Annotated in this window: 14 protein-coding genes; 12 read left to right on the forward strand and 2 right to left on the reverse strand. The window is 41.4% G+C overall.

Going from position 1 to position 25,675, the window contains the following annotated elements; genetic code table 11:
* Positions 1-2: 2 nt before the first annotated feature.
* The 3 genes from ftsH to CLV51_RS04695 all read left to right on the forward strand — a co-directional run bounded on the left by ftsH (position 3) and on the right by CLV51_RS04695 (position 3,604).
* Complete coding sequence (gene ftsH / locus CLV51_RS04685) at positions 3-2,030, forward strand: ATP-dependent zinc metalloprotease FtsH (protein ID WP_106526838.1); 2,028 nt, start codon at positions 3-5, stop codon at positions 2,028-2,030.
* 8 nt (positions 2,031-2,038) lie between these two features.
* Positions 2,039-2,674 carry a LutC/YkgG family protein gene (locus CLV51_RS04690; RefSeq protein WP_106526839.1) on the forward strand — a complete coding sequence of 212 codons (636 nt, stop codon included), beginning with the start codon at positions 2,039-2,041 and terminating at the stop codon, positions 2,672-2,674.
* A gap of 111 nt (positions 2,675-2,785) precedes the next feature.
* A complete protein-coding gene (locus CLV51_RS04695; protein ID WP_106526840.1) occupies positions 2,786-3,604 on the forward strand; it encodes a UDP-2,3-diacylglucosamine diphosphatase in 819 nt (272 codons plus the stop codon).
* Here the strand turns inward: CLV51_RS04695 and recO are convergent.
* Positions 3,569-4,306 carry a DNA repair protein RecO gene (gene recO / locus CLV51_RS04700; RefSeq protein WP_106526841.1) on the reverse strand — a complete coding sequence of 246 codons (738 nt, stop codon included), beginning with the start codon at positions 4,304-4,306 and terminating at the stop codon, positions 3,569-3,571. The two genes, CLV51_RS04695 and recO, sit on opposite strands and share 36 nt — an antisense overlap.
* Before the next feature lie 160 nt (positions 4,307-4,466).
* Between recO and CLV51_RS04705 the strand changes: the two genes are divergently transcribed.
* The 9 genes from CLV51_RS04705 (at position 4,467) to CLV51_RS04745 (ending at position 24,335) form a co-directional block, all read left to right on the forward strand.
* A complete protein-coding gene (locus tag CLV51_RS04705; protein WP_106526842.1) occupies positions 4,467-6,875 on the forward strand; it encodes an efflux RND transporter permease subunit in 2,409 nt (802 codons plus the stop codon).
* 219 nt (positions 6,876-7,094) lie between these two features.
* A complete protein-coding gene (locus tag CLV51_RS04710) occupies positions 7,095-7,787 on the forward strand; it encodes a hypothetical protein (RefSeq protein WP_106526843.1) in 693 nt (230 codons plus the stop codon).
* 889 nt (positions 7,788-8,676) lie between these two features.
* Entirely contained in the window at positions 8,677-11,835 is a 3,159-nt protein-coding gene (locus CLV51_RS04715; RefSeq protein ID WP_106526844.1) for a SusC/RagA family TonB-linked outer membrane protein, read from the forward strand.
* A gap of 27 nt (positions 11,836-11,862) precedes the next feature.
* Positions 11,863-13,581: a SusD/RagB family nutrient-binding outer membrane lipoprotein gene (locus CLV51_RS04720; RefSeq protein ID WP_106526845.1), complete on the forward strand. Its 1,719-nt coding sequence runs from the start codon at positions 11,863-11,865 to the stop codon at positions 13,579-13,581.
* 32 nt (positions 13,582-13,613) lie between these two features.
* Positions 13,614-14,132: a hypothetical protein gene (locus tag CLV51_RS04725; protein WP_146151222.1), complete on the forward strand. Its 519-nt coding sequence runs from the start codon at positions 13,614-13,616 to the stop codon at positions 14,130-14,132.
* 430 nt (positions 14,133-14,562) lie between these two features.
* On the forward strand, positions 14,563-17,631 hold the full coding sequence (locus CLV51_RS04730; protein ID WP_106526847.1) for a SusC/RagA family TonB-linked outer membrane protein: 3,069 nt from the start codon (positions 14,563-14,565) through the stop codon (positions 17,629-17,631).
* Positions 17,632-17,642: 11 nt separating this feature from the next.
* The gene (locus tag CLV51_RS04735; RefSeq protein WP_106526848.1) at positions 17,643-19,055 is read left to right on the forward strand and encodes a SusD/RagB family nutrient-binding outer membrane lipoprotein; all 1,413 of its coding nucleotides are present in this window, start codon (positions 17,643-17,645) and stop codon (positions 19,053-19,055) included.
* Positions 19,056-19,689: 634 nt separating this feature from the next.
* Entirely contained in the window at positions 19,690-22,839 is a 3,150-nt protein-coding gene (locus tag CLV51_RS04740) for a SusC/RagA family TonB-linked outer membrane protein (RefSeq protein WP_106526849.1), read from the forward strand.
* 11 nt (positions 22,840-22,850) lie between these two features.
* Positions 22,851-24,335, forward strand: a complete 1,485-nt coding sequence (locus CLV51_RS04745; protein WP_106526850.1) for a RagB/SusD family nutrient uptake outer membrane protein — start codon at positions 22,851-22,853, stop codon at positions 24,333-24,335.
* 150 nt (positions 24,336-24,485) lie between these two features.
* Here the strand turns inward: CLV51_RS04745 and CLV51_RS04750 are convergent, their stop codons facing one another.
* Positions 24,486-25,637 (reverse strand): TlpA disulfide reductase family protein, encoded by a 1,152-nt coding sequence (locus CLV51_RS04750; protein ID WP_211301936.1) that lies wholly within the window; start codon positions 25,635-25,637, stop codon positions 24,486-24,488.
* Positions 25,638-25,675 lie beyond the last annotated feature (38 nt).

A 25,675-nucleotide genomic window follows, 5' to 3' on the forward strand; every position in this document is an offset into this window, starting at 1 on the left:
TTATGGAAAAAGGAGGCAATAACTTCAACAAGGGTTCAGAGAAATCACCTAAGAAAGGACCGAAGTTCAACATATACTGGGTATATGCCTTTATTGGCGTAGCCCTGCTCGCAATGAACTTTTTTGATTTAAGATCCCCAACCAAAGAAATCAGTTTCCAGGAATTTCAGATTAAATACCTGAAACCCGGTGACGTTGATAAACTGGTTGTTGTAAATAAAAAGTACGTAGAAGTCTACATTAAACAGGATTCTTTAAAAGAGAGCAAGTTTAACGAAGTTTCAAAAAGCAAATTTGGCGGTACTAACGTCGGTCCTCACTACCGCTTTACCATTGGTAGCGAAGAAAGCTTCAAAAAAGATATTGATAAAGCGCAGGAAGGTGTTCCGGTGGAAAACCAGGTGAAAATATCTTATGATGAACGTCAAAGCTGGTTTGAACCGATATTCCAATTATTATTACCTATCATTCTGATCATAGGACTGTGGATATTGCTGATGCGTAAGATGGGCGGCCCTGCCGGTGGCAGTGGTGGTCCGGGCGGCATCTTCAATATTGGTAAATCCAAAGCTACCCTGTTCGATAAAGGCACCCGCGTAAATATCACATTTAACGATGTGGCCGGCCTGGACGAAGCGAAGGTAGAGGTAATGGAAATCGTGGATTTCCTGAAGAATCCAAAAAAATATACTGCACTGGGTGGTAAAATTCCGAAAGGCGCATTGCTGGTAGGTCCTCCAGGTACAGGTAAAACGCTGCTGGCTAAAGCAATGGCTGGTGAAGCGCAGGTTCCTTTCTTCTCTATGTCCGGTTCTGATTTTGTGGAACTGTTTGTAGGTGTGGGTGCCAGCCGTGTACGTGACCTGTTTAAGCAAGCCCGTGAAAAAGCACCTTGTATCATATTTATTGATGAAATTGATGCCATCGGTCGTGCAAGAGGCAAGAACGTGATGATGAGCAACGATGAGCGTGAAAACACCCTGAACCAGCTGCTGGTAGAAATGGATGGTTTCGGAACAGACAGTGGTATCATTATCCTGGCTGCTACCAACCGCCCTGATGTACTGGATAGCGCGTTATTGCGTCCGGGTCGTTTTGATCGTCAGATCTCTATCGATAAGCCGGATCTGGCAGGAAGAGAAACTATTTTTGAAGTGCACTTAAAGCCTATCAAAACTTCTCCTATCCTCGATGTGAAGAAACTGGCATCTATGACACCTGGTTTTGCCGGTGCTGATATTGCCAACGTATGTAACGAAGCTGCCCTGATTGCTGCCCGTAAAGGCAAAACACAGGTAGAAATGGATGACTTCAATGATGCGATTGATCGTGTGATTGGTGGTCTGGAAAAGAAAAACAAGATTATCTCTCCGGAAGAAAAAGAAGTAATCGCTTACCACGAAGCAGGACATGCTATTTGTGGCTGGCACCTGGAACATGCTAATCCGCTGGTAAAAGTAACAATTGTACCGCGTGGTGTTGCAGCCCTGGGATATGCACAATATCTTCCTAAAGAACAATATTTGTATAACACCGAACAGCTGCTGGATGATATCTGTATGACGCTCGGTGGACGTGCAGTAGAAGAACTGGTATTCGGTAAAATATCTACCGGCGCACAAAACGACCTGCAGGTAATTACCCGTATGGCCTACGCTATGGTAACCGTATACGGTATGAATGATAAAGTTGGTAACGTATCTTTTTACGATCCTAACAGTGATCAGGCATTTACGAAACCTTACTCTGAAGAAACATCCAAGATGATTGATGATGAAGTAAGAAAACTGATTGCAACCGCCTACATCAGAACCAAAAACCTCCTCACTGAAAAGATTGATCAGGTGAAAGTACTGGCGCAGGAACTGTTAAAGAAAGAAGTTTTATACCAGGCAGATCTGGAAAGACTGATCGGTAAACGTCCTTACGACGTTCACAGAGAACACCAACTGAATAAAGAAGGTATGACTACTGATGGTGTTCATCCGTCAGATATCATCAACCCTTCTCCTTCACCAGCAAATGCGTAAATAGTGATATGAAGATTTCTCCTGCCAAGGAAAATATTCTGAAGAGAGTACGGAATGCGTTAAGTCAGTCAGTACAGTTGCCCTTCCCGAATTCGGAGGGCAACTCGTCTGTTTTCAGAACTGAGAATGAAAGCCTGGAATTAAAGTTTGCAGAAGAGTTTACCCGTTTGCAGGGAAAATTTGTTTTCTGTACAAGTAAGGCAGAGCTGATGGATAGTTTGCGTGCACTTTGCGAAAACAAGGAATGGCACAACGTTTACTGTCAGACGCCGGCACTGCTGAAAACATTACATCAGGAAGAGTTACCGGTTTTGAATCAGGGTGACATGCATGTAGCAGATGCTGCAATTACAGATTGTGAATACCTGGTAGCCCGCACCGGAACAGTGGTGCTGAGTGCAGCACAGCCAAGCGGCAGAGCGTTGCCGGTATATGCACCTGTACATATCATGATTGCCTACACACACCAGTTGGTATTTGACCTGAAAGATGCGCTCAATAAGTTGAAAGATAAATATGGCAACGATTTTCCGTCTGCTGTATCCTTTGCAACGGGGCCTAGTCGCACGGCGGATATTGAAAAAACGCTGGTAGTAGGGATTCACGGTCCCAAAGAAGTATACGTATTTTTAGTAGACGAATAATAATAAGCTTTTAGCCTTTAGCTATTAGCTTTTAGAGATCTGAGCGACATTAACAGCGCTTTTTCTGCTAAAAGCTAACAGCTACTTGCTAAAAGCTTCATAATTTTAAGCATGGATATCCATTTACCTGCCAATAAGAAAATATATTTTGCCTCCGATTTTCACCTCGGTGCTCCCAATGCTGCTGCCAGCAGGGAGCGCGAAAAGCTGCTCCTGCAATGGCTGGATCAGATTGAACATGATGCGCAACACATCTTCCTGGTAGGCGATATTTTTGATTTCTGGTTCGAATACAAACACGTAATCCCCAAAGGTTATATCCGTATATTAGGCAAGCTGGCTGTGCTGAGCGATAAGGGTATTGGCATCTCCGTATTCATCGGGAATCATGATATGTGGATGAATGGATATTTTGAAGAGGAATTAAATATTCCGGTTTACTACGAACCGCAAACTTATAATATTGCAGGGAAAAAATTCTATATAGGCCATGGAGACGGCTTAGGCCCCGGTGATCATGGGTATAAATTGCTGAAAAAAGTTTTCAGAAACCCTGTTTGTCGTTGGTTGTTTTCCGCTATGCATCCGGCATGGGGCATTTCACTGGCAAACTATTTTAGCCGCAAAAGCCGCTCTGCTACCGGGCAGCAACTGGAACACTTTTTAGGCGCAGAAAACGAATGGCTGGCGATTTACAGCAAAGAGATATTACAAACAGCACACTTCGATTATTTCATATATGGTCACCGGCACCTGCCGCTTGACATTTCACTGAGTGATAACAGCCGCTATATAAACCTTGGTGACTGGCTCAATTATTTTTCCTATGCCGTTTTTGATGGTAACAATGTAACATTGAAATTTTTCACAGAAGCTGGTGAAAAGGCTGCCAGATCAGGCGTCCAGGATCTCGTGCAGGATAGGCGGTGAATGCATTTCAGTGAAATCCGGTAAGTGTAGCCGAAAAAAATCCAAATAAGCATACAGTAATTTTCTTCTTCTCTCTTTATTCATCGTTATATCAGCGAGGTGCTGCACTGCTGTACATTGAAACAGCTGATCCGTCAACTCGCTGCTGGTAGGGTCCAGGTGATCAGGATGGTGTGGTGGCAAATCAGAAAAAGTTCCTTCCAGCAAATCGAGGTAAGGTGTATATTCCGAGAAGCGACCATTGAGCCGGAAACCCAGGTGTTCACCGAGTTTCAGCGTAAAATATAATGGCAGATTGGCTACTATCGGCAGTGCTGATACATCCAGCAGTTGCAGGATATTTTCTGTGAAGTAGTACAGATCGAGGTGTTGCTCCGGTTGCTTCAAACATTTTTGCAGTAACTCTATCATGTAAAGCGCTACTGTACTCTTTACCACATTAAAATGTACTGTGCTGTAAATATATCCCAGCTTAAATTCTGAGATCCGCTGCAGATTTTTTATTTCATTGTGATACACAACCAGTTCCAGGATATTTCCGGGTTGCAGCAAATTCCCTTTGGCAGCTTTGGGTTTGGAAGAGCGTACGCCATTCACGATGTATGATTGTACGCCAAACAGTTCCGTGAACATACTCACGATCAGGCTGGTGTCTCCATACTTTATGTTGCGTAATACGATGCCGCGTGTTTTATGTAGCATTTTTTGCTCCTCGCTTTTGCTGTTTGCTTTTTGTAGTGTAATAAAGATTGCAATTTAGCCAAAAGCAGCTTATCAATTATAGCATTAGCAAAATGCTAAAGTCTAACAGCCAATAGCAATTTTATTTACCTTTACGCCCATTACTAAATTGAAAATCCTTATGTGGCAACGTTTAGCAGGCTTTGTGCTAAAATATCGGTTATCGCTTCTTGTTCTATTGCTCGCCGGCACCGGGGTGATGGGTTATTTTGCCAGTAAGGTACAGTTGTCGTATGACTATGTAGCAACGATCCCGCATGATAATCCCAAATTTCTTGAATACCAGGAATTTAAGAAGAAATTTGGCGGAGATGGGAATGTACTGATGCTCGCAGTGCAATCGGATAAATTCTTTCAGGCTGATTTTTTCAAAGATTATGTACAGCTGAACAAAGACATGAAAAATGTTTTTGCGGTAGAGAATATCATGAGTGTGCCAATGGCCATCAATCTGATAAAGAATGATAGCACGCAGAAGCTGGAAGCAGGATTACTTTTCAAGGGTGATCTTTCCAACCAGGTGGTGATTGACAGTTTATCCCGCGTTTTTAAAACGCTCCTGTTTTATAAGGGACTGCTGTATAATCCTGATACACATGCCTATCTCATGGCTATTTATGTGAACAAGGATGTGTTTAATTCTCCTAAAAGAACAGCTGTGGTGGCTGATATTACCAAACTGGCAAAGGCATTCCAGGACAAGCGGCATACAGAAGTATATTTGAGTGGGTTGCCACTTATTCGTACAGCCATGGCCGTTAAGGTGGCTGATGAGCTGAAGCTGTTCCTCAAAATATCTTTCCTGTTAACCGGGTTAATATTATTCCTGTTCTTCCGTTCCTTTGGTGCAGTACTCATGTCCATGATTGTGGTGGCTATTGGGGTAATATGGTCAGTAGGTACCATTGTACTGATGGGTTATAAGATAACGTTGCTGACGGGTTTAATTCCTTCGCTTATTGTAGTGATAGGGATACCCAACTGCGTGTATTTCCTGAGTAAATACCATACGGAATATGCCAAACATGCCAACAAAACCCGCGCACTGATACGTATGATACAGCGCATGGGTATTGTAACCCTGTTTACAAACCTTACTGCTGCTATTGGTTTCGGTGTATTTTGTTTTACGAATAGTGCTATTCTTAAAGAGTTTGGCGTGGTAGCAGGATTGAACATCATGTTTATCTTCATGATCTCTTTCATCTTCCTGCCCTCTGTATTAAGTTATTTGCCGGCACCTAAGAGTAAGCACACCACTTACCTTGATAATGGCTTCTTTGGTGGTATTCTGAACTTCCTTACCCAATTAGTGTTTAAGTACCGTCCGTGGGTATACCTGGTAACGGCAGCGCTGGTAGTGGCGTCTATTGTGGGTATGGGCAGGTTACGATCTGTTGGTTATATGCTGGATGATATTCCTCACACGGATAAATTGTATACCGATCTGAAATTTCTGGAGACGAATTTCAAAGGCGTGATGCCATTGGAAATAGCCGTGGATACCAAAAAGAAGAACGGGGTGATCAACCTGCAAACGTTGAATAAACTGGATGAGTTGACGCAACTGATTTCTTCACAACCGGATTTTGGCAGACCCTTATCAGTAGTGGAAGGTATTAAGTTTGCGAAGCAGGCTTATTACAATGGTGATAGCTCTAATTTTGCGGTACCTAATCAGTTTGATCTTGGTTTCCTGGCGCCTTATCTGCGTATGAAGGGAGGAAATACTGCTGGTCCTGCTTCTACGTTTTCCAAGCTGGTATCTTCCTTTATGGATAGTACCAAACAGGTAGCGAGATTAAGTGTAAATATGAAGGATGTGGGATCGCAAAAGCTACCGATATTAATGGATTCGCTGGCGCCTAAAGTGACCGCCATTTTTGATACTGCGCATTATAAAGTAACCTTTACCGGTACCAGTATTATATTCCAGGAAGGAACACGGTTTATCATCAATGGTTTGATGGAAAGTATTTTGCTGGCTTTTGTACTGATCATGTTATGTATGTTGTACCTGTTCCGTTCATGGAGGATGCTGATCATATCGCTGATACCAAATGTGATACCGCTGATAGTAACTGCCGGTGTAATGGGCTGGGTGGGCGTTTCATTGAAACCGTCTACTGTATTGGTGTTTAGTGTGGCATTGGGTATAGCCATTGACGTTACTATTCGTTTCCTGGTTAATTTCAAGCAGGAGTTGCCCCGCCATGATTATGATATCAGTGCTACGGTAAAACAAACGATTCACGAAACAGGGTTGAGCATTATCTATACTTCTGCTATTTTGTTTGCCGGATTTATGATCTTTAGTTTTTCTGAATTTGGTGGTACCAAGGCATTGGGCTGGCTTACCTCGCTTACACTGGTGGTGGCTATGATTACTAACCTGACTATATTGCCGGCTTTACTGCTGTGGATGGAGAAGGCTTTGCTGAAGAAGGCGAAGAAAAAGGAATTATGGAAAACGCTGGATGACGAGGAAGATATTGATATGGCGCAGTTGGGAATAGACGATAAAGAGTAGAAAATTTAATATAAAAAAAGCAGCCCTTCTGATTTAATCAGGAGGGCTGCTTTTTTTATGCTAAACAGGGGCAATGATTTAGCTAAAACGGACAAAAAAAGCTTCTGAAATAATCTAGTGGGCAGCATTCACATACCCTTTTCACCGCTTGTAAAAAAGCAGCATACATTATAGCAAAAAAGTATGAGGTTTATAACGCCATTCTAACCACACTAGTTCATGAAAAACAAGTACTTAAAGGGCGCTCATTTATCTGAGCGCAAATTTAAGGAGATCCTGCGGCTGTTTGCCGATGATCTCACTGCGACCCAGATAGCCAATATCAGTGGTGTAAGCAGGGTAACTATTAACAGCTACCTGAAGAAGCTAAGACACCAGATAGCGCGCTACTGCGAGACGCTTCATCCTTTGCCCACTCCTGTTGTTGCTTATGACAGCCGGCATAGTGACCCTCATGCAGACCACGACAGCGGTACGCTGGTGGCTGTAAAGCCGGAAGTAGACCGGATTATCAAGCCAGTTATTTTCGGCATCTGCAGATTATCTGACCGGTTACACACCGAAATCCTTCCAGACGTAAGTCGTTCTATGATCCATGCAGCCACACGCGGGCGTTCCGTTTTGGAAAGCCTGGGTGCAGCGGAGCGTTTGCGTCGGTTTAACGGGTTGGTGGATCTTGGTCAGTACCGTTTGTACAGGTTGGGTAACCAGTCGTCAGACACCCATCAGATGGATGATGTAGATGCGTTCTGGGGATTAACCAAGCATCGGCTGGCCAAATTTAAAGGCCTGAACCGAAACACCGCTTATTTACATTTGAAGGAATGTGAATACCGGTTTAACCATCGTAACGACGATCTTTTTATGGTATTGCTGGAGTTGTTAAAAACATATCCCCTTACCCTTTCCTGAAAAAAATTACCCGCATTATGCGTGGCAACATCATTCTCGATTTAGATTTTGGTTGATGAGTACAGGTGGTAGTCTTGCCACTTGTTTTATTTACATCTCTTTATAGGTAAATAATTAAAAATATACGTTAATAATACGTTAAAAAGATGTTGCCCAAGTGTTAACGCCAACTTTTCCGGTTTAATTTATTTGTTAATAAAGTTTATATTGAAACTGGTTGAAAATTTGCTAAGTAAACTGCTTATGAGGAAGAAGTTGATTACTTCTATTGCCGATTTATTGAATAAATAGCAATAGGGTGGTCGATATTTCATTTATTGTCAATGTGTACATTACAATATCTAACAAGCCAATATTAAAAGTCTCCATCCACAATTTACTCGACTGATTTAACAGGAACCAATTGAATTAAGGCTATCGCCTTGATACAGATGATTATTTTTTTTAAGGGTACAACAAATTAGGAAACAAAATCATGCTTATGAGGAAGTATTATTTCTCCTCCTGTCCGTGCTATGCTTAGGCGGAGAGGCCTTTGGTCTTTTTTATAGGTATGACTTTAGTTTGTGTTGAATTTAGTGCATATAGCCATTAACGTTAACAAGGAAAGATGCCATTTTTCTACTTATCATCTTCAAAAAAAATATTTTATGCAGTTCTCTACGTATCTGCATAAAAAAAATGTATTTATCTGTTTTAGCTTTTCTCAACAATTCCAAATGTCTGCGTGTTATTTAGTTGTTATTTAACAAATATTTATACTCTTTCATATAGAAAAATATATGTAATTATCTGATATTATTTTACCCAATATTGATGTTGTTTGTGCTTTTTTATCGTAATTTGATAGTGTTAACTGCTTTTTAGTCCAATCAAAATCAAGTTGCTTATGAAAAAAGAGCTACTATTATGGCTGCTTTTGTGCGGTAGCGTCCTCAGCGCTGTAGCCCAGACACGAACGATCAGCGGAAAAGTCAGTGATGCAAAAGATGGTACCCCTCTTCCTGGCGTTACAGTCGTTATTAAGGGTACAACAAAAGGTGTTTTCACGTCGGGAGACGGCACCTATAAATTAAGTAACGTAACCAGTGGTTCCACACTGGTCTTTTCATTTGTAGGATATCTGAACAAAGAAATGACTGTCGGTACTGATAACAGTATTAATGTGGTGCTGGAGGCAGATAAAAAACAACTGGGAGAAATTGTGGTAACTGCAGTGGGTATCAAGCGTAGTGAAAAATCGTTAGGGTATTCATTGACGCAGGTAAAGCCGGATCAGATACTACAAAAATCAGAGCCGGATATGTTAAAAGGATTGCAGGGAAAAGTAGCCGGTGTAGATATCCGTACTTCCCAGGGAACACCTGGTGCAGCCACCCGCATCAATATCCGCGGTAACACATCTTTCTTTGGAAATAATGAGCCCCTGATTATTGTGGATGGTATTCCTTACAATAATGATCAGGTAACCACATCCAGCCAGACAGGTGGTGGTGGCGCCTATTCAAGTGGTCTTTCTTCCCTTGATCCAAATGATATTGCCTCTATGAACGTATTGAAGGGAGCTGCTGCAGCTGCCTTGTATGGATCCAGAGCATCTAATGGCGCAATTGTGATCACTACGAAATCAGGCAGTTCCGGACGATCTAAAAAAGGATTGGAAGTAACTTATTCTTCTTCTCTTGCTTTTGAAAAAGTAGTAGGATTGCCAAGCTATCAAAACAATTACGGTGCAGGTACTGCATTCAAATATGCGAATGCCAACGGATCCTGGGGGCCTAAATTTGGTACACGTGATTCCATTCCTGTGTGGCCCGATTATCTCAATGCATTTCCGGAATTGTTCCCTAGCGGAAATACAGCTTATCGTGCCTATCCAAATAACGTAAAGGATCTGTTCAGAACCGGTGCATTATTTGAAAATTCTGTTTCAGCAAACGGAGGAGATGAAAAGACTTCTATTAGTACCACCGCTTCTTATCTCAACCAGGATGGTTATGTGCCTTCTTCCAGTTTTAATCGCGCCAGCATTAGTGTGGGTGGGCAAACCCGGCTGGATATGGGATTAACTGTAAGTGCCAATTTTGCTTACTCCAGAAGTAACCAGGTAGGTGGCGTGTTTGGTGAAAACCAGGTAAATGGTGCAGCCTCTTCTTTTGCACGTAACCTGTTCCAGGCAAGGAACTGGAACATAGCTGGTTTGCCTACTACAGATGCAAATGGACACCCGGTATCTACCAGTAATGCACAATATGATAACCCACTTTGGTCGTTCCAGCATAATACGATTACAACCAATACAGACCGTTATGTGGCGGGAATTAAATTTGCCTATAGCGTGCAGAATTGGTTAAACCTTTCTTACCAGATAGGAACTAATACGAATAATTTATTCAGGAGAGAAGTGATAGATATCGGTTCCCGTGCAGCAGAAGGTTTAGGTAGAATTACGGAAGATAATTATCAGTTCCAGGAAATAGAATCCAACCTGATAGCTGTTATTACGCCTAAATTAAAAAATCAGGATTTTGATTTTAAGGCTATCCTGGGACATAACGTTAACCAACGTACTACCAGAGACCGGCTTGTATTGGGTAATGAAATTGTTTCGCCTGGCATATATACTATTGATAATACCAAAACGGTATTGCCTAATGGAGGTATTTTCCAGCAACGGCGTTTGTGGGGTATCTTCGCAGATCTGGAACTGGGTTACAAACAGTTTGCATTCCTGACTGTTACCGGCAGAAATGACTGGTCCTCTACCCTGCCAACTAATAACAGGAGTTACTTCTATCCAAGTGTATCCGGATCATTTATATTTACGCAGGCTTTCGGAATGGAAAGTCACGTATTGAATTTTGGTAAAATAAGGGCCAGTTGGGCGAAGGTGGGTAGAGATGCCGATCCATACTCGCTGCAAAATGTTTTCCGCCTGAACAGTCCTCTTTTAGGTGTTTCCGGTGTGATCCAATCGCCTACCGCCAATAATCCTAACCTGAAACCTGAGTTTACGCAGGACGTAGAAGTAGGTACTACACTCGAATTTTTTGATAGAAGAATAGCGTTTGATTTTGCCTGGTATAACAGAAGCTCTACCAACCAGATTGCACCTATCACCTTTCCGGCGTCTTCAGGCTTCACCAGGTACTACGAAAACTTTGGTAAAATTTCCAATAAAGGAATTGAAGTGGACCTGAATGTAATACCGGTTAGAACTAAAGACTTTACCTGGACCTTGCATTGGGTATTCACTAAAAATAAGAGCCAGGTGGTATCCCTGTTGCCAGGTGTAGACAGGATTCCACTGAGTAACGTGCTTACAGAAATATCTCCTTACCTGGAACCAGGAAAACCATTTGGGTATTTGAGAGGTTCTGTGGATTACAGGGATGATCAGGGGAATTTGTTGATCAATCCTACCACGGGCTTGCTGATTAAGAATCCAACCCAGCAGATGATCGGTGATCCGAATCCGGATTTCAAAACTGGTATCAACACTACTTTCAGTTATAAAGGTATTTTTCTCAGTGCTTTGTTTGATTTAACCAAAGGTGGTGATATGTATTCAGTGACCAATAGTACTTTGCTTGGTCGCGGAGTAACCAAGGATACGAAAGACCGCGAAACAGGATTTGTTATCCCTGGTTATTATGGTGATCAGAATACCGGTAAGCCAATCCTGGACAGCAAAGGAGCGAAAATTCCAAACACCACCAGTGTTAGTTTACGTGAACTCTACTTTGGAGAATCATTTGCCATCAACTCTGCTACAGAGTGGAATGTATATGATGCTACGGTGTACACCTTCCGTGAGTTAGCGGTTGGGTATGATTTTCCGAAAAGCATGTTTAAGAGAACACCCATAGGTGGTCTCACTATAACGCTAACAGGACGTAATCTTTGGTATGTGGCTCCTAACTTTCCCAAGTACAGCAACTTTAACCCGGAAACCAACAGTTTTGGTAATACTACCACGCAGGGCATTGAATTGTCTTCTGCGCCTACTACCCGTCGTTATGGTGTAAATCTGAAAGTTAGTTTCTAATTATTGAACACGTCAAAACCGGAAATTATGAAAAGATCGATCTATATATTTTTAGGAATGCTGGTTGTACTGACGGCATGTACTAAAGGTTTTCTGGACATAAATAAAGATCCCAACTATGCGTCAAAAACTGCTGAAAACCGTTTGCTGACGGCATCAGAACAGGGTTTGTCATATGCATTAGGGTTTACCAACGATAACAGGGGAGCCAGGGGGTTAACGGAAGTTTTGTCTGTATACATGCACCAGGTATGTGTGCGTGAGTCGCAAGACCAATATGGTGCAGATGGAAATGAAATTAATATTACCGGTGCCTGGACAGGAATGTACAGTAGCGCGGCTGCACAGGTAGGTTCTGATGTATTGGGTACTTTACAGAATGTAGAAGACCTGATCACCCAGGGTACTGCAAATGGTAATCTGGTATATGTTGGTATCGCAAAAATTATAAAAGCATATGCTATCGGTGAGTTTGTGGATGCCTACGCAGATGTACCTTTTTCGGAAGCCAATAAGTTTTTGTCAGGAGGCATCAGGTATCCTAAATATGATAAAGGCGCTGATATATATCCTAAACTATTCGCCCTGTTGGATGAAGGAATTGCCAACTTAAATGCAACAGCACCTAATACATTGACGCCTGCCGGTGATGATCTGTTTTACGGCGGTGATCCTGTTAAATGGATTAAACTGGCTAATACCATCAAATTGAAAATGTATAACCAGGTAAGACTGGTGCAGAATGTAACACCGCAGGTACTGCAGATTATGGCCCATGATACATTGATTAGTGTAATAGATGATAGCTTCATGTTTTTGTATGGCCGGGGATCTACTCCGGATGATCGTAACCCGGGATTTTCCGAGTATTACGCAGGACAGAAAACACACTATCAGAGTCCATGGTTTTATGAAATACTGAGAGGGTATAACCCCAGAATTTTTACCGGTAATAAAGATCCAAGGATCCCTTATTATTTTTATAACCAGTTACCATTTAATAAGAAGGCGCAAAATCCTACTGACTATCGGGATTCAAGCTTTGTTTCCATTCCTTTTGGTTCGGTGAGCGTTAACCGCGATTTTTCGCAGGACCAGTCAATGACTGTATTTGGTCTGTATCCTGTAGGCGGTCGCTATCAGTCAGATATTTCACCTGTTGATGGTACAGTAGCTACAGGGGCAGCTCCTTTCAGGATGCTTACTTATGCAGACCGGTTATACATAGAAGCTGAACTGACATTTGCCGGTATTTTACCAGGTGATCCAAGAGCCAAATTACTGGCAGCTATGAATGAATCTTTTAACCAGGTAGATTTTGTGGTATCGCTGGCAGCCAAACAAAGAGGTATACCGCTGCTGGTTGGCAATAGCAACGTGAATAATTATATAACAAAAGTATTAGCTGAATACGATGAGAAGCCTGCTGCCGGTAAGCTGGAGATAATTATGACACAGAAATGGATTTCGAGTTTTGGTAGTAGTGTAGATCAATATACGGATTACAGACGTACAGGTTATCCTGTTTTGTTTGATCCGAATAACGCAACCCAGGCTCCGGGTGGTTTCCTGCAGCCACCGCTTAAAGGAGATCCTACCATCAAAGGTAACCAGGCTCCTATTCCGGTGCAGTTAGGCAGAGGGTTTCCATTGTCTTTGCCATGGAGCAATCTTGATCTTAACGTAAATAAAAATGCACCACCACAAAAACAGCCATCTTCTTACCCGGTATTCTGGGCTAAGTAATGACTATTATGAAGATCAAAAAAAATAATGCTATGAACAGACTAACAGGTTTTATTATAATGATACTAGTAGGCGGATTAATGATGATGGGTGCATGTAAGAAGGATCAGAATCCGAAACTACCAGATTTAAAAAGAGCATCAGTACCATTGGTTAAGCGGGATGCAGGCTCTGATGATTCCATCAGAAACGTGAATACTTTTCAGGGGAAATTTAGTGTTGGGTTATATTTTCAAAATGATGAACTACCTAAAAAAATGGATGTGGTAGTGGCTTTTAATGGTGACTATACAATAGTAAAAATACTGAAGGCAGATGTGACTACTTATCCTACATCCATCACCGTTACAGCACAGCAATTGGCAGCACTTTTTGGAAAGGATGTCAGCAGCCTTGTTTCAAAGAATTATTTTGAGATAGGTGTGGATGTTTATATGAATAGTGGTTTGGTTGTGCCTATATTCAGTAATCGGACTGTAGCAAGTCCATACGGACCAGATGCTGCCAGTTATACGGGTGCCAGTCTTAAGATTAAATACGTAGTGAAGTAATATAACCCATAAGTATATACGATTTTTGTAGCTGTCTCAGGTTATTGAGGCAGCTATTTTTTTACGTATAAAGCATGAACTTATCAAGGCTCAATTATACTGAATTCAGTTTATATAAAAATCCTATCTTAGTTGTAGCAACAAGTATTTTTTAATTTTCCTATATTGCAAACGGTTTTAAATAATATTTAACAATTACAAAATCAGAATCTAGACGTAGGTGTTTTTCGAGGGTTTTGCAACAGCTAATATCTGCTTTTTTACGTGTTTTGGGAATCCTACACTATTGAGATAATACCTAATGCCAGGTAGTGGACAACTCCCAACAGAATAATAAATGCTTTAGATGTTTAACCTGAAGTGCAACCGGAATCGTTTGATTACCCTTTTATTAGTTAACTGAAAAAATATCTTCAAATCTTCATTGCTTATGAAAAGAGGACTACTCTTATGGCTATTAATGGCCATCAGCGTTGTGCATGCCTATGCGCAAACACGAACAATTACCGGAAAGGTAACAGATGCAAAAGACGGGTCGGCTATTCCGGGCGTTTCTGTTGCAATTAAAGGCACAGGCAAAGGTGCATTGACCAATGCAGACGGATCTTACAAAATTGAAGTCGCTAACAATGGCGTACTTGTTTTTTCATTTATCGGGTTCTCCGGTAAAGAAGTGTCTGTAGGAAATGAAAGCTTAATTAATGTAAGCCTGAGTGTCGATAACAAAGATCTCAGTGAGGTAGTTGTTACGGCGTTGGGTATTAAGCGTGAAAAACGTACACTCGGCTATACTACACAGGAAGTAAAGGGTGATGAGCTGGTGAAAAGTAAAGAAGTGAATTTCCTGAATGGTTTACAAGGCAGAGTAGCAGGCGTGCAGGTTAGTAATACCAGTGGTATGCCTGGTGGTGGTTCACGTATAGTAATACGTGGTGCATCAACATTAACCGGTAACAACCAGCCTTTATTTGTTGTTGATGGTAACCCTATTGATAATAACCAGATAGGTGCCGGTGATGATGATCCAATTTTATTTGGAGGATCTACCGCTAACAGAGGTATAGATATTGACCCGAATATAATTGAAACCATCAACATCTTACGTGGAGCTTCTGCTACTGCATTGTATGGCTCGCGTGCTGCAGGTGGTGCTATCATCATTACAACCAAAAGCGGACAGGGATTGAAGAAAAAAGGAATCAGCATTACTGCCAGTTCCAGCATAAATTTTGATCAGGCTATATTACCTGAATTTCAGACCAAATATGCACAAGGTACTGGTGGTGCATACTACGATGGTATAGCAAAGAGAACTTCTTATTCCTGGGGACCTTTGATTGATACGCTTAAAGTAAATGGTGCAAAGGTTAAGACCTATGACCCAAGAAAGGATTTCTTTAAAACAGGAACTACTTTAGATAATTCTCTTAGCCTCACCGGTGCTACTGACAAATCCAATTACCTCATTTCAGTTTCTTCTTTGAAACAGGATGGTATTGTACCTCATACAGATTTCGCCCGTAATTCATTTTATGTCAATTTCAGCAGCAAACTTACTGATAAGTTAACCGTTAACTCATCACTCAATTTTGTTGATTCCCGTAATAACCGCTTATCTGAAGGTAATGATAATAGCTACCTGGCGCGTTTATACGGTGCACCGATCACCTATAACCTGAAGCCAGATCTTAATCCGAATGGCTCCCAGCGTATGTACCGTGCGGCTACAAACAACCCTTACTGGATTACTGAAAATACAGGACTGGATATTGGTGTACAGCGCTTTATTCCTAATGTAAGCTTTGTATATACACCATCAAACTGGTTAACTTTCACAGAAAGACTGGGTGCTGATGTGTATACTGATTCAAGAAAATTTCATGAAGCAATAGGGTCTTTCAGTTCTTATACCAATGGTAGAGTATTTGAAGAGGCAATTAATAACAGACAATTCAACCACGACTTTTTTGCGCAGGCAAGAAAAAGTTTTGATAACAAACTTGACCTGACTGTGATGGTTGGTAATAATATCATTTCTGAATATTATAAAGACCTGCTGACAAAAGGCAATGGTCTTTCTGTTGCAGATTTTTATGACATCTCCAATGGTGTATCTATTTCTTCCAGAACTAACTTCTTTAGCAGAAGAAGAGTGAGTGTATACGCGCAGGCCATATTGGAGTATAACAGATTGTTATCATTAACAATTACTGGTAGAAACGATTGGACTTCTTCATTGCCTCCTGGTAATAATTCTTATTTCTACCCTTCTGTTACCAGTGCCTTTATATTCAGCGAATTACCAGCATTCAAGGATAGCAAGTTGCTTTCATTTGGTAAATTAAGAGTAGCATATACTGCAATTGGTAATGATGCCGGCCCATTCAAAACTTCTACCGGTTTCTATAAATCAAGTGTGGCAGATGCCCTCCGCGGAGAAATTCTTGTTCCGTTTGATGGTACCAACGCATTTGCATTGAATAATGTTGCGGGCAATCCTAATCTAAAACCTGAAAGTATTAAAGAGTTTGAAACCGGACTTGAAACAAAATGGTTTAATAATCGCATCAGTCTGGAAGTTAACTATTACGATAAAACCAGTACTAACCTGATATTCACACCTACTGTGTCTGCAGGTAGTGGATTTAACGCAGCAGTAGTAAATGCAGGTAAAATCAAAAATACTGGTGTGGAAGTAACATTGAATGCTACACCAGTAAGTACAAAGAATTTTCATTGGAACATTGGCGTTAACTGGTCTAAAAATACCGGCAAAATCATAGATCTGGCTCCTGGTATTAATGCGATTCAGATTGGTGGTTTTACCTCTCCCGGTATTTACCTGGTTAAAGGACAACCTTATGGTACTATACAGGGAACCCGTTATGCGAGAGATGCAAATGGCAAATTGTTGATTGATGATAGTGGTTATCCTATTCCGGATGCTGCCGATGGCAATATTGGTAACGTGATGCCTCGTTGGATTGGTGGTGTAACCAATACTTTCTCTTATAAAAACTTTGACCTGTCAGTAACAGTTGATGGTCGTTTTGGTGGTGATATCATGAACTTTGATAAATATTATCTGTCTGCCTGGGGTGTAAGTAAAAATACTGAAGACAGGGAAGGTACGAAGGTATATGACGGTATAAGACAAAGTGATGGAAAACCAAATACAACTGCCATTAAAACTGACCAGGGTTATTTTACCAATTTTTTCACCAATACATTTGAAAACCTGGTGGAAGATGGAACATTTGTTAAGTTACGCAATGTAACACTGGCATATAACTTTAGCCCAAAACGGTTAGCTCATACGCCGTTTAAAGCTGCTACATTCTCACTTGCTGGCCGCAATTTGTGGATGTATGCACCAAACTTCACTGGATCAGATCCGGAATTGAGTGTTTATGGAAGTGGTAGCAACTCTCAGGGTTTTTATCACAGAGTTACGCCTAGCACCAAATCTTTCAATGCAACCTTGAAGTTAACTTTCTAAACTGAGTAAAGATGAAGAATAAAATAATAGTATCAATATTAGCGGGCAGCATGCTGATGACAGGAGCTGGGTGTAAAAAGTTTCTGGATGTAAATCAGGACCCTTCTGCTGCACCCAAAGTACAGGAATCATTATTGCTTTCGGGTATTGAAGTAAATACTGCTTTTACTATTGCAGGTGGTTATCCTGCAAGAACAGCTGCGTTTTGGACACAACAAATGTCTTATAATGTTGACGGGCCAGATTGGGATGCTTATAAATCTACGCCTACAGATGTCAATAATACCTGGGCATTTGATCTGTATCCGGCATCATTGAATAACCTGAAAATAATGGAGAAACAGGCTGATTTATCAGGCCATACCCATTATGCAGCGATAGCTAAAATACTGTTAGCATATAATCTTTCAGTAGCCACAGATTTCTGGAATGCAGTTCCTTGTTCTGACGGGTTTAAAGGTCCGGACAATTTCAGACCTAAGTATGATACGCAGGAACAAGTATATCAGACTATTTTTACACTATTGAATGATGGTGTTAACCTGGCAAATGGGCCAGATACCAGCATCGTTAAACCTGATACAAATGATCGTATCTATCATGGTAACATGGCTAAATGGAGTATGTTTGGTAATTTGCTGAAAGCGCGTTACGCACTGCGTTTATGCTATGCTCCCGGTAAAGTTGCTGTAGATCAGGCAAATATTGCGCTCGCTGCCATTCCTAATAGCTTTGCAGACGCTTCTTCTAATGCTGCGTTTCCTTTTGTAGTGAAGGAAGGTGGTAACGCCCCATGGGCACAGTTTAACGACAAGTGGGGAAGTGTGGCGATGTCTTCTACTTTCGTTGATCTGTTGAAAGCTAAAAATGATCCCCGATTACCTGTTGTAGCTAATCCGATAGGAGATGGTACCTACGTTGGTAAAGCAAATGGTACAGCTGTGGTTCCTGCCGCAACACTTTCCGCGCTGGGCGATTTTTTTGCTGCGCCTGACCAATCTGTTAATTTAGGTACATATGACGAATTATTATTTATTAAAGCCGAAGCAACCTATCTGACTTCAGGATATGCAGCTGCACAACCTATTCTTTGGGAAGCTGTAAGAGCCACCATGAGCAGATTTGGACTGGACAAAAACGGTAATAATGTAAATGCATATCTTACCGCTAACTGTACACTCACTGCTGCTACTGCCTACGAAACAATCATGACAGAGAAGTATGTTGCAAACTTTCTTTCTATGGAATCCTTTCACGACTGGCGTAGAACAGGCTTTCCTAAGCTGAAAATTGTAAATGGTCCTTATCTCAATATTACCAGTATTGCACGCAGGTTCCTTTATCCTGATTCAGAACTGCAAACCAATGCAAGACCTGAACAATCAGCTAAATTAACTGACCGTGTTTGGTGGGATACTAAATAATGAATTTACGTTGATAACTGAAAAAATGGGCCGTTCCTTTGAATGGCCCATTTTTTTAACATAACATTAAAGTGTTAATTTGTTTTTTATCATTTTTTATTATATTTGCCCCCATCGTGAAATTTTTTACGCACTGAGATCACTGAATCGTATAATATTTCAACAAAATCAACGGCAGTAATTAGTTTTTAGCTTTAGAGAAAATCGATAACAGAATTAGCGTCGCTTATGAGGAACAGGTCTAACCAACTTTTTCTTCAACAATAATTTAAGGGATTTAACAGCTGTCACACCAACTATTATGCACGTAGATTGTAAAATTTCAGACCATCATAGAGGGTGATACACAGCTTACCGTTGTGTATACAGTAGGTGTAAAAAATAATTGAACACTGTCAGCATGAGAACTGTAGTGTTCACAGTCATTTTTATTGGTTTTTTAATGATATAGTTGCTTATGAGAAAACAATTGTACATGTAGCATTTGCTGCTCCGCAGGTTACCGGACGGCTGTACTTTTATTTTCGTATATGCATATTAGTTACAATGAAGGTAAGAATACCTAACGGTACACCTATGTCCGTAATGTATTGTTTACTGTAGTTCCTTTTTATTTTTCAAATCAAAATCGCTTATGAAGAAAGCATTGCTACTCTGGCTTATTGCGGCTATCAGCGTTATTCAGGCGCACGCGCAAACGCGACCAATTACCGGAAAGGTGACCGATCTTAAAGACGGTGCAGCCTTACCTGGTGTAACAGTAAAAGTTAAGAACACCAATACTGGTACTACTACCAATTCAGAAGGTACTTTTACACTGAATGTAAAAGGTAATCCTGTACTGGAATTTACTTTTGTTGGTTTTGCTACCAAAGAAGTTGCTACTACCGGTAAAGATCACATTGATATTAAACTTGGTGCAGATGAGAAAGCACTGAGCGAAGTAGTGGTCGTTGCATATGGTACCACTAAAAAAGGTTCTAACACCAGCGCATCAACGCAGATTGACAGTAAGAAATTTGCGACCAGACCTATTTCCAACATCGCCAGCGCACTGGATGGTGCAGCTCCTGGTATACAAACCAATGCAGGTAGCGGTCAGCCAGGTGATGGCCCGACCATCCGCATCCGTGGTTTTGGTTCTGTAAATGCTTCCAGCGATCCACTGTATGTGGTTGATGGAGTACCATACTCTGGTAACCTGAGCAGCCTGAACGTAGCTGATATCGAAAGTGTATCTGTATTAAAAGATGCCTCTTCTTCTTCTCTCTATGGTTCCCGCGCTGCTAACGGTGTTATTATCGTTACTACCAAAAAAGGTAAAAAAGGCCGTAACCAATTGCAGGTAAGTGTAGTACAGGGTATCAACTCACGCGGTATACCTGAGTACAGCAGAACAAATGCACAGCAGTATTATCCGCTTATGTGGGAATCATTCCGCAATTCTTTGCTGCCTAAATACTCACGGGATTCCGCCAGCAAAATTGCTTCAGGTATTATACCAATGGCATCTGGTAGCATTAAAGATAAGTTAGGCTATAACCCATTTAATGTAGCTGATAATGCTATCGTAGGTGTTGATGGAACACTGAATCCTAATGCACAACTGCTTTACCCGGATGATGTGGACTGGACAAAAGCTGTAACCCGTAATGGTGGCCGTGGAGAATACGGTTTATCATATAGCGGCGGTACAGAAAAAACTGATTACTTCGCATCATTGAACTATCTGAATGATAAAGGTTATGTGATCAACTCAGACTTTCAGCGTATCAGCGGTCGTGTAAATGTAAATACACAAGCGACTGATTGGTTCAGAACCGGTTTAAATGTGGCAGGTACTTTTGTAAAATCCAACCAAACTGACGTTAGCAGCAGTACAGGTTACGTAAATCCGATTTTCTTTGCCCGTAACATAGGTCCGATATATCCTGTATATCAACACGATGCTACTGGTGCTTATATCCTGGACAATAACGGAGAGAGACTTTATGACATTGGTGGCTCCCGTGGTCCGGGTGCTTCTCCTGGTCGTAATACAGTAGCGGAAAACTATCTGAATGATAATTCCTTTAACCGCAATGTATTAAGTGCCAGAACTTTTGGTGAAGTATCTTTTCTGAGAAATTTTAAATTCACTACCAATATCAGTGTGGATGTTGCCAACAGCAGGTCAAATCAATTCTACAATACCCTGGTAGGTGATGGCGCTCCGGGTGGATTGGCCAGCCGTACCAGTACACAGACTACCAGTTATACGCTGAACCAGTTACTGAATTATAATAGAACTTTTGACAAACATAATGTGGATGTATTAGTAGGGCATGAGAACTACGATATGTCCATGAATTCATTGTATGGCGAACGTCAGTCTCAGGTTGCTCCAGGTAACACTGAGCTGTATAATTTCACTACTACCAATAACCTGTATTCTTTTAAAAGACAATACAGAACAGAAGGTTATTTTTCCCGCGTGAATTATGGATATGATGAGAAATATTTCCTCTCAGGATCCATCCGTCACGATGGTACTTCCAGATTCTATGCTGATAATCGCTGGGGTAACTTCTACTCCGTAGGTGGTGGCTGGCGTATGGATAAAGAAAATTTCCTGAAAAGTGTAAGCTGGATCAATATGCTGAAACTGAGATCTTCCTACGGTACAGCAGGTAATGATGCTGTATTGGATGATCAGGGTAGTCCGGTTTATTATGTTTGGCAGTCTTTGTATCAATTGGGATACAATAATGCCCTGGAACCAGGCGTATTCTTTACCAAAATGGGTAATACCAGCATTCAATGGGAAGCTAACAAGAGCTTTGACGTAGGTGCTGACTTTGCTTTATTCAATAACAGATTAACCGGTAGCATCGAATATTTTACCCGTAAATCTGATAACCTGTTGTTTGAATTGCCATTACCGCTGTCCAGTGGTATCTCCAGCAAAACATCTAACGTTGGTACTATGGTGAACAGAGGTGTGGAGCTGCAGTTGACCGGTGAAGTAATGCATAAGAAAGATTTCAGCTGGACAGTTGATCTGAACCTCAGTAAATTGAAAAATGAGCTGACCAGATTGCCACAGTCTGAAATTATTTCATCTACCAAAAAACTGATGGTAGGACATTCTATCTACGATTATTGGTTGCGTCAGTGGTATGGTGTAGATCCTGCAGACGGTGCTGCACTGTACGTTGCAAATTCACCAACCGGTGCTGGTGTACGTACAATGAAGAATGGAGACATCGTTACTACCAATATCAACAATGCTAAATACCATTATGCAGGAAGCGCTATTCCTGATTTCTATGGTAGCATTACCAATACCTTTAACTACAAGCAATTCCAGTTGTCATTCCTGTTATCATTCCAGTTAGGTGGCAAAGTGTATGATGCTACTTATGCATCATTAATGAATACTGGTAGCTATGGAGCTGCTTTACATACAGATGCACTGAATCGCTGGCAGAAACCTGGCGATATCACAAATGTACCGCGTATGGATCAGGGACAGACTACCAACTTCAATGCAAGCCTTTCAGATCGTTGGTTAACCAGTGCTTCTTTCCTGAACTTCAGGTCAATAAAACTGGGATACACTGTGCCTGAAAGTTATGCCAAAGCTGCTCATATGCGTGGTGCAAATGTTTTCCTGAGTGGAGAAAACCTGGCGCTCTTCAGTGCACGTAAAGGCATGAACGTGTCACAGGCGTTTTCCGGGGTTACTTCAAATGTATATATGCCAGCCCGTATCATCAGTGCCGGTTTGAATATTACACTCTAAATTTTGAAAGAATGAAAAGGATACTATATATATTCGTTGCATTTGCAGTATCTGGCACTGTGCTCACATCCTGCAAGAAAGATTACCTGAATACATCTCCTACCGAAGCAATAGAAGACGGCGCGCTCTTTACTGATGCAAAAGGAGGATGGGCTGCGCTGAATGGTATACACAGAGCAATGTATTCCGCATATGATAACCAGGATCAGACAGGTCAGGGAACTGTAATGATTGATGCTGATATGCTGGGAGATGACCTGGTAATGACGGCTGCCGGAAACGGATGGTTCAATTCAACTTATCAGTGGACGATGCACCGCAATACCAGTGCAGCACATCTCAAATTTGTTTATTACTTCTATTACAGGATCATTGCCAATGCCAATAAGATCATTGAGCACATTGATCAGGCAAGCGGTAGTGATGCTGATAAAAACGCCATTAAAGGGGAAGCACTTGCTTATCGCGGATGGGCACACTTTCAGTTGGTGCAGTTATTTGGTAGTCGTTATGATGCTACTAAAAAACCAAACAGCCAGGATGGTGTACCATTGTTAACTAAATTCACGATTGAACCACAGCCAAGAGCCAGCGTTGAAGATGTATATGCACAGGTAAACAAAGACCTGGACGCTTCTTTAGTTAGTCTGGCAGGTTACAAACGTGCTGGAAAATCTCACTTCGATAGTTTGGTGGTATTTGGTTTGAAAGCACGTGTTGCCTTAACTATGCAGGACTGGAGCAATGCTGCAAAATACGCAGTAAAAGCCAGGACTACCAACACTTACGGCTTAATGACCAACACTGATTATGTAAAAGGATTTAACTCTGTAGAAAACAGGGAGTGGTTATGGGGCAGTTACCAGACAGATGATCAGACTACAGCTTTCAACGGCTTCTTTGCTTACATGTCTATAAACTTCAGTTCTACCAACATCCGCAGTAATCCAAAGGCTATCAATAAATTATTGTATGCCCGTTTAACTGCAACGGATGTACGCAGTCAACTGTGGGATCCAACTGGTAAGAATTTTACTGTGCCTGCTCCGAGTTTCAAAAAATTCCCTTACATGAACCAGAAGTTCGTTGCTAAAGGAGCCAGCAGCAGCGTGGGTGACGTACCCTACATGCGTATAGCTGAAATGTATCTGATTGAAGCGGAAGCTCAGGCTCAATTAGGACAGGATGGTCTTGCTGCAGATGCATTATTTGCAGTGGCTAATAACCGCGATCCTAAATATACCAGAACTACTAATACAGGTCAGGCGCTGAAAGATGAAATTGCTATTCAACGTCGTCTTGAATTTTGGGGTGAAGGTTTCCGTTTCTTCGATCTGAAACGTCAGAATCTCCCGCTTGATAGAACTAATTCTAATCACGATGCGGTTCTTGCGTTGCAGTTAATGAAAATGCCGGCAGGTGATAATCAATGGCAGTGGTTATTCCCGCAGGATGAGATCAATGCAAATCCGAAACTGGTACAGAATCCACTGTAGTATTTTAATACCATATATAAAGGGAAGGCTGATCAGCAGTAATGCTGGTCAGCCTTTTTCCATTCTCCGCTTAGTTCATCTACATAAAAAAACCTCACTGGCAATATTACCAGTGAGGTTTTTTTATGTAGATGATTATTTTTTATCCACTTACTTAATCACTTCCTTCAACTTAGCTTCCAGTGCAGGTCCTCTCAGATTGGAGGCAATTACTTTACCTTGCGGATCCAGTAAGAAGTTAGTAGGAATGGAATTGATACCATATAAAGGCACTACTGCAGAATCCCAGAATTTCAGATCGCTGACATGGCTCCAGGTAAGACCATCCTGCTGAATAGCCTGTAACCATTTATCTTTTGTTTTATCCAGCGATACACCCAGGATAGTGAAGTTCTTTCCTTTGTACTGATGATAAGCTTTAACTACATTAGGGTTTTCCTCACGGCAAGGACCACACCAGCTAGCCCAGAAATCTACCAGCACATATTTGCCACGAAGAGAACTCAGACTAATCATTTTACCGGAAGGATCAGGTAAGGTGAAATCAGGTGCTGACTGGCCAATCTTTACTGCTGCAGGCTCTTCACCACCAGCTGCATCGCCGCCACGCTGTTTGGATTTTTCCAGTTCAGCAATTTTATCTGTCATACTTTTTACCAGCACATTTTTAGGAAAACGGGTAGTAAGACCAGCAATCACTTGTTTGTGTGCGATGATCTCTTCTCCATTTCTTACCTGGCTGATAGCAAATACAGCATTGGCAGGATTTTTTGTTTTCACTGCCATATCAAAAAAGCTATTTTCAAAATCCTTTTCTTTCTTTTGCAGGCCTACTAATTGCGGTTGAAACACGCTATCAGGCATGGTGCCATGTAAGCTATCCAGCTTGCGCATTTCTTCGGTGAGTGCAATAGATTGTTTGCTGATATCGCTCATGAACTGCTGTAACTCCGCTGTAGGCTCAGAACCAGTCACTTTCACGTCCTCCAGTTTGTCCATATCACCATCTACTTTCATATCACCGGCATCTAATGCCAGCAATACAAATTTGCCATTCTGGAAACGCATGCGATACAGACCTTGTTCTGGTACCATACCTTTCAGCGTAAATTTACCGCTGGCATCTTTTACATTGGTGGAATCCACCACTTTCACATTATCCAGTGTTAATTCTTCCAGTACTACAGGGCCCAGTGGCAGATTTTTGAATTGCCCGTCTATTTTAAATTCTCCTTTTTCCTGTGGTCCGGCACATCCTGCCAGGAAAGCACCTGCGGAAATCCATAATAAGTATTTTTTCATGCTGCTATTTTTTGAACATTCATCATGCTATAATCAGT

The sequence above is a fragment of the Chitinophaga niastensis genome, from assembly GCF_003014755.1.
GTDB classification, from domain to species: Bacteria; Bacteroidota; Bacteroidia; order Chitinophagales; family Chitinophagaceae; genus Chitinophaga; species Chitinophaga niastensis.

Excerpts from the sequence above, each read along its gene's own strand:
- CLV51_RS04750 (WP_211301936.1), bottom strand. The coding sequence starts at position 25,637 with ATGAAAAAATACTTATTATGGATTTCCGCAGGTGCTTTCCTGGCAGGA.
- CLV51_RS04720 (WP_106526845.1), top strand. The coding sequence starts at position 11,863 with ATGAAAAGATCGATCTATATATTTTTAGGAATGCTGGTTGTACTGACG.
- CLV51_RS04735 (WP_106526848.1), top strand. The coding sequence starts at position 17,643 with ATGAAGAATAAAATAATAGTATCAATATTAGCGGGCAGCATGCTGATG.
- CLV51_RS04710 (WP_106526843.1), top strand. The coding sequence starts at position 7,095 with ATGAAAAACAAGTACTTAAAGGGCGCTCATTTATCTGAGCGCAAATTT.
- CLV51_RS04705 (WP_106526842.1), top strand. The coding sequence starts at position 4,467 with ATGTGGCAACGTTTAGCAGGCTTTGTGCTAAAATATCGGTTATCGCTT.
- CLV51_RS04725 (WP_146151222.1), top strand. The coding sequence starts at position 13,614 with ATGAACAGACTAACAGGTTTTATTATAATGATACTAGTAGGCGGATTA.
- recO (WP_106526841.1), bottom strand. The coding sequence starts at position 4,306 with ATGCTACATAAAACACGCGGCATCGTATTACGCAACATAAAGTATGGA.
- CLV51_RS04730 (WP_106526847.1), top strand. The coding sequence starts at position 14,563 with ATGAAAAGAGGACTACTCTTATGGCTATTAATGGCCATCAGCGTTGTG.
- CLV51_RS04745 (WP_106526850.1), top strand. The coding sequence starts at position 22,851 with ATGAAAAGGATACTATATATATTCGTTGCATTTGCAGTATCTGGCACT.
- CLV51_RS04695 (WP_106526840.1), top strand. The coding sequence starts at position 2,786 with ATGGATATCCATTTACCTGCCAATAAGAAAATATATTTTGCCTCCGAT.
- ftsH (WP_106526838.1), top strand. The coding sequence starts at position 3 with ATGGAAAAAGGAGGCAATAACTTCAACAAGGGTTCAGAGAAATCACCT.
- CLV51_RS04740 (WP_106526849.1), top strand. The coding sequence starts at position 19,690 with ATGAAGAAAGCATTGCTACTCTGGCTTATTGCGGCTATCAGCGTTATT.
- CLV51_RS04715 (WP_106526844.1), top strand. The coding sequence starts at position 8,677 with ATGAAAAAAGAGCTACTATTATGGCTGCTTTTGTGCGGTAGCGTCCTC.
- CLV51_RS04690 (WP_106526839.1), top strand. The coding sequence starts at position 2,039 with ATGAAGATTTCTCCTGCCAAGGAAAATATTCTGAAGAGAGTACGGAAT.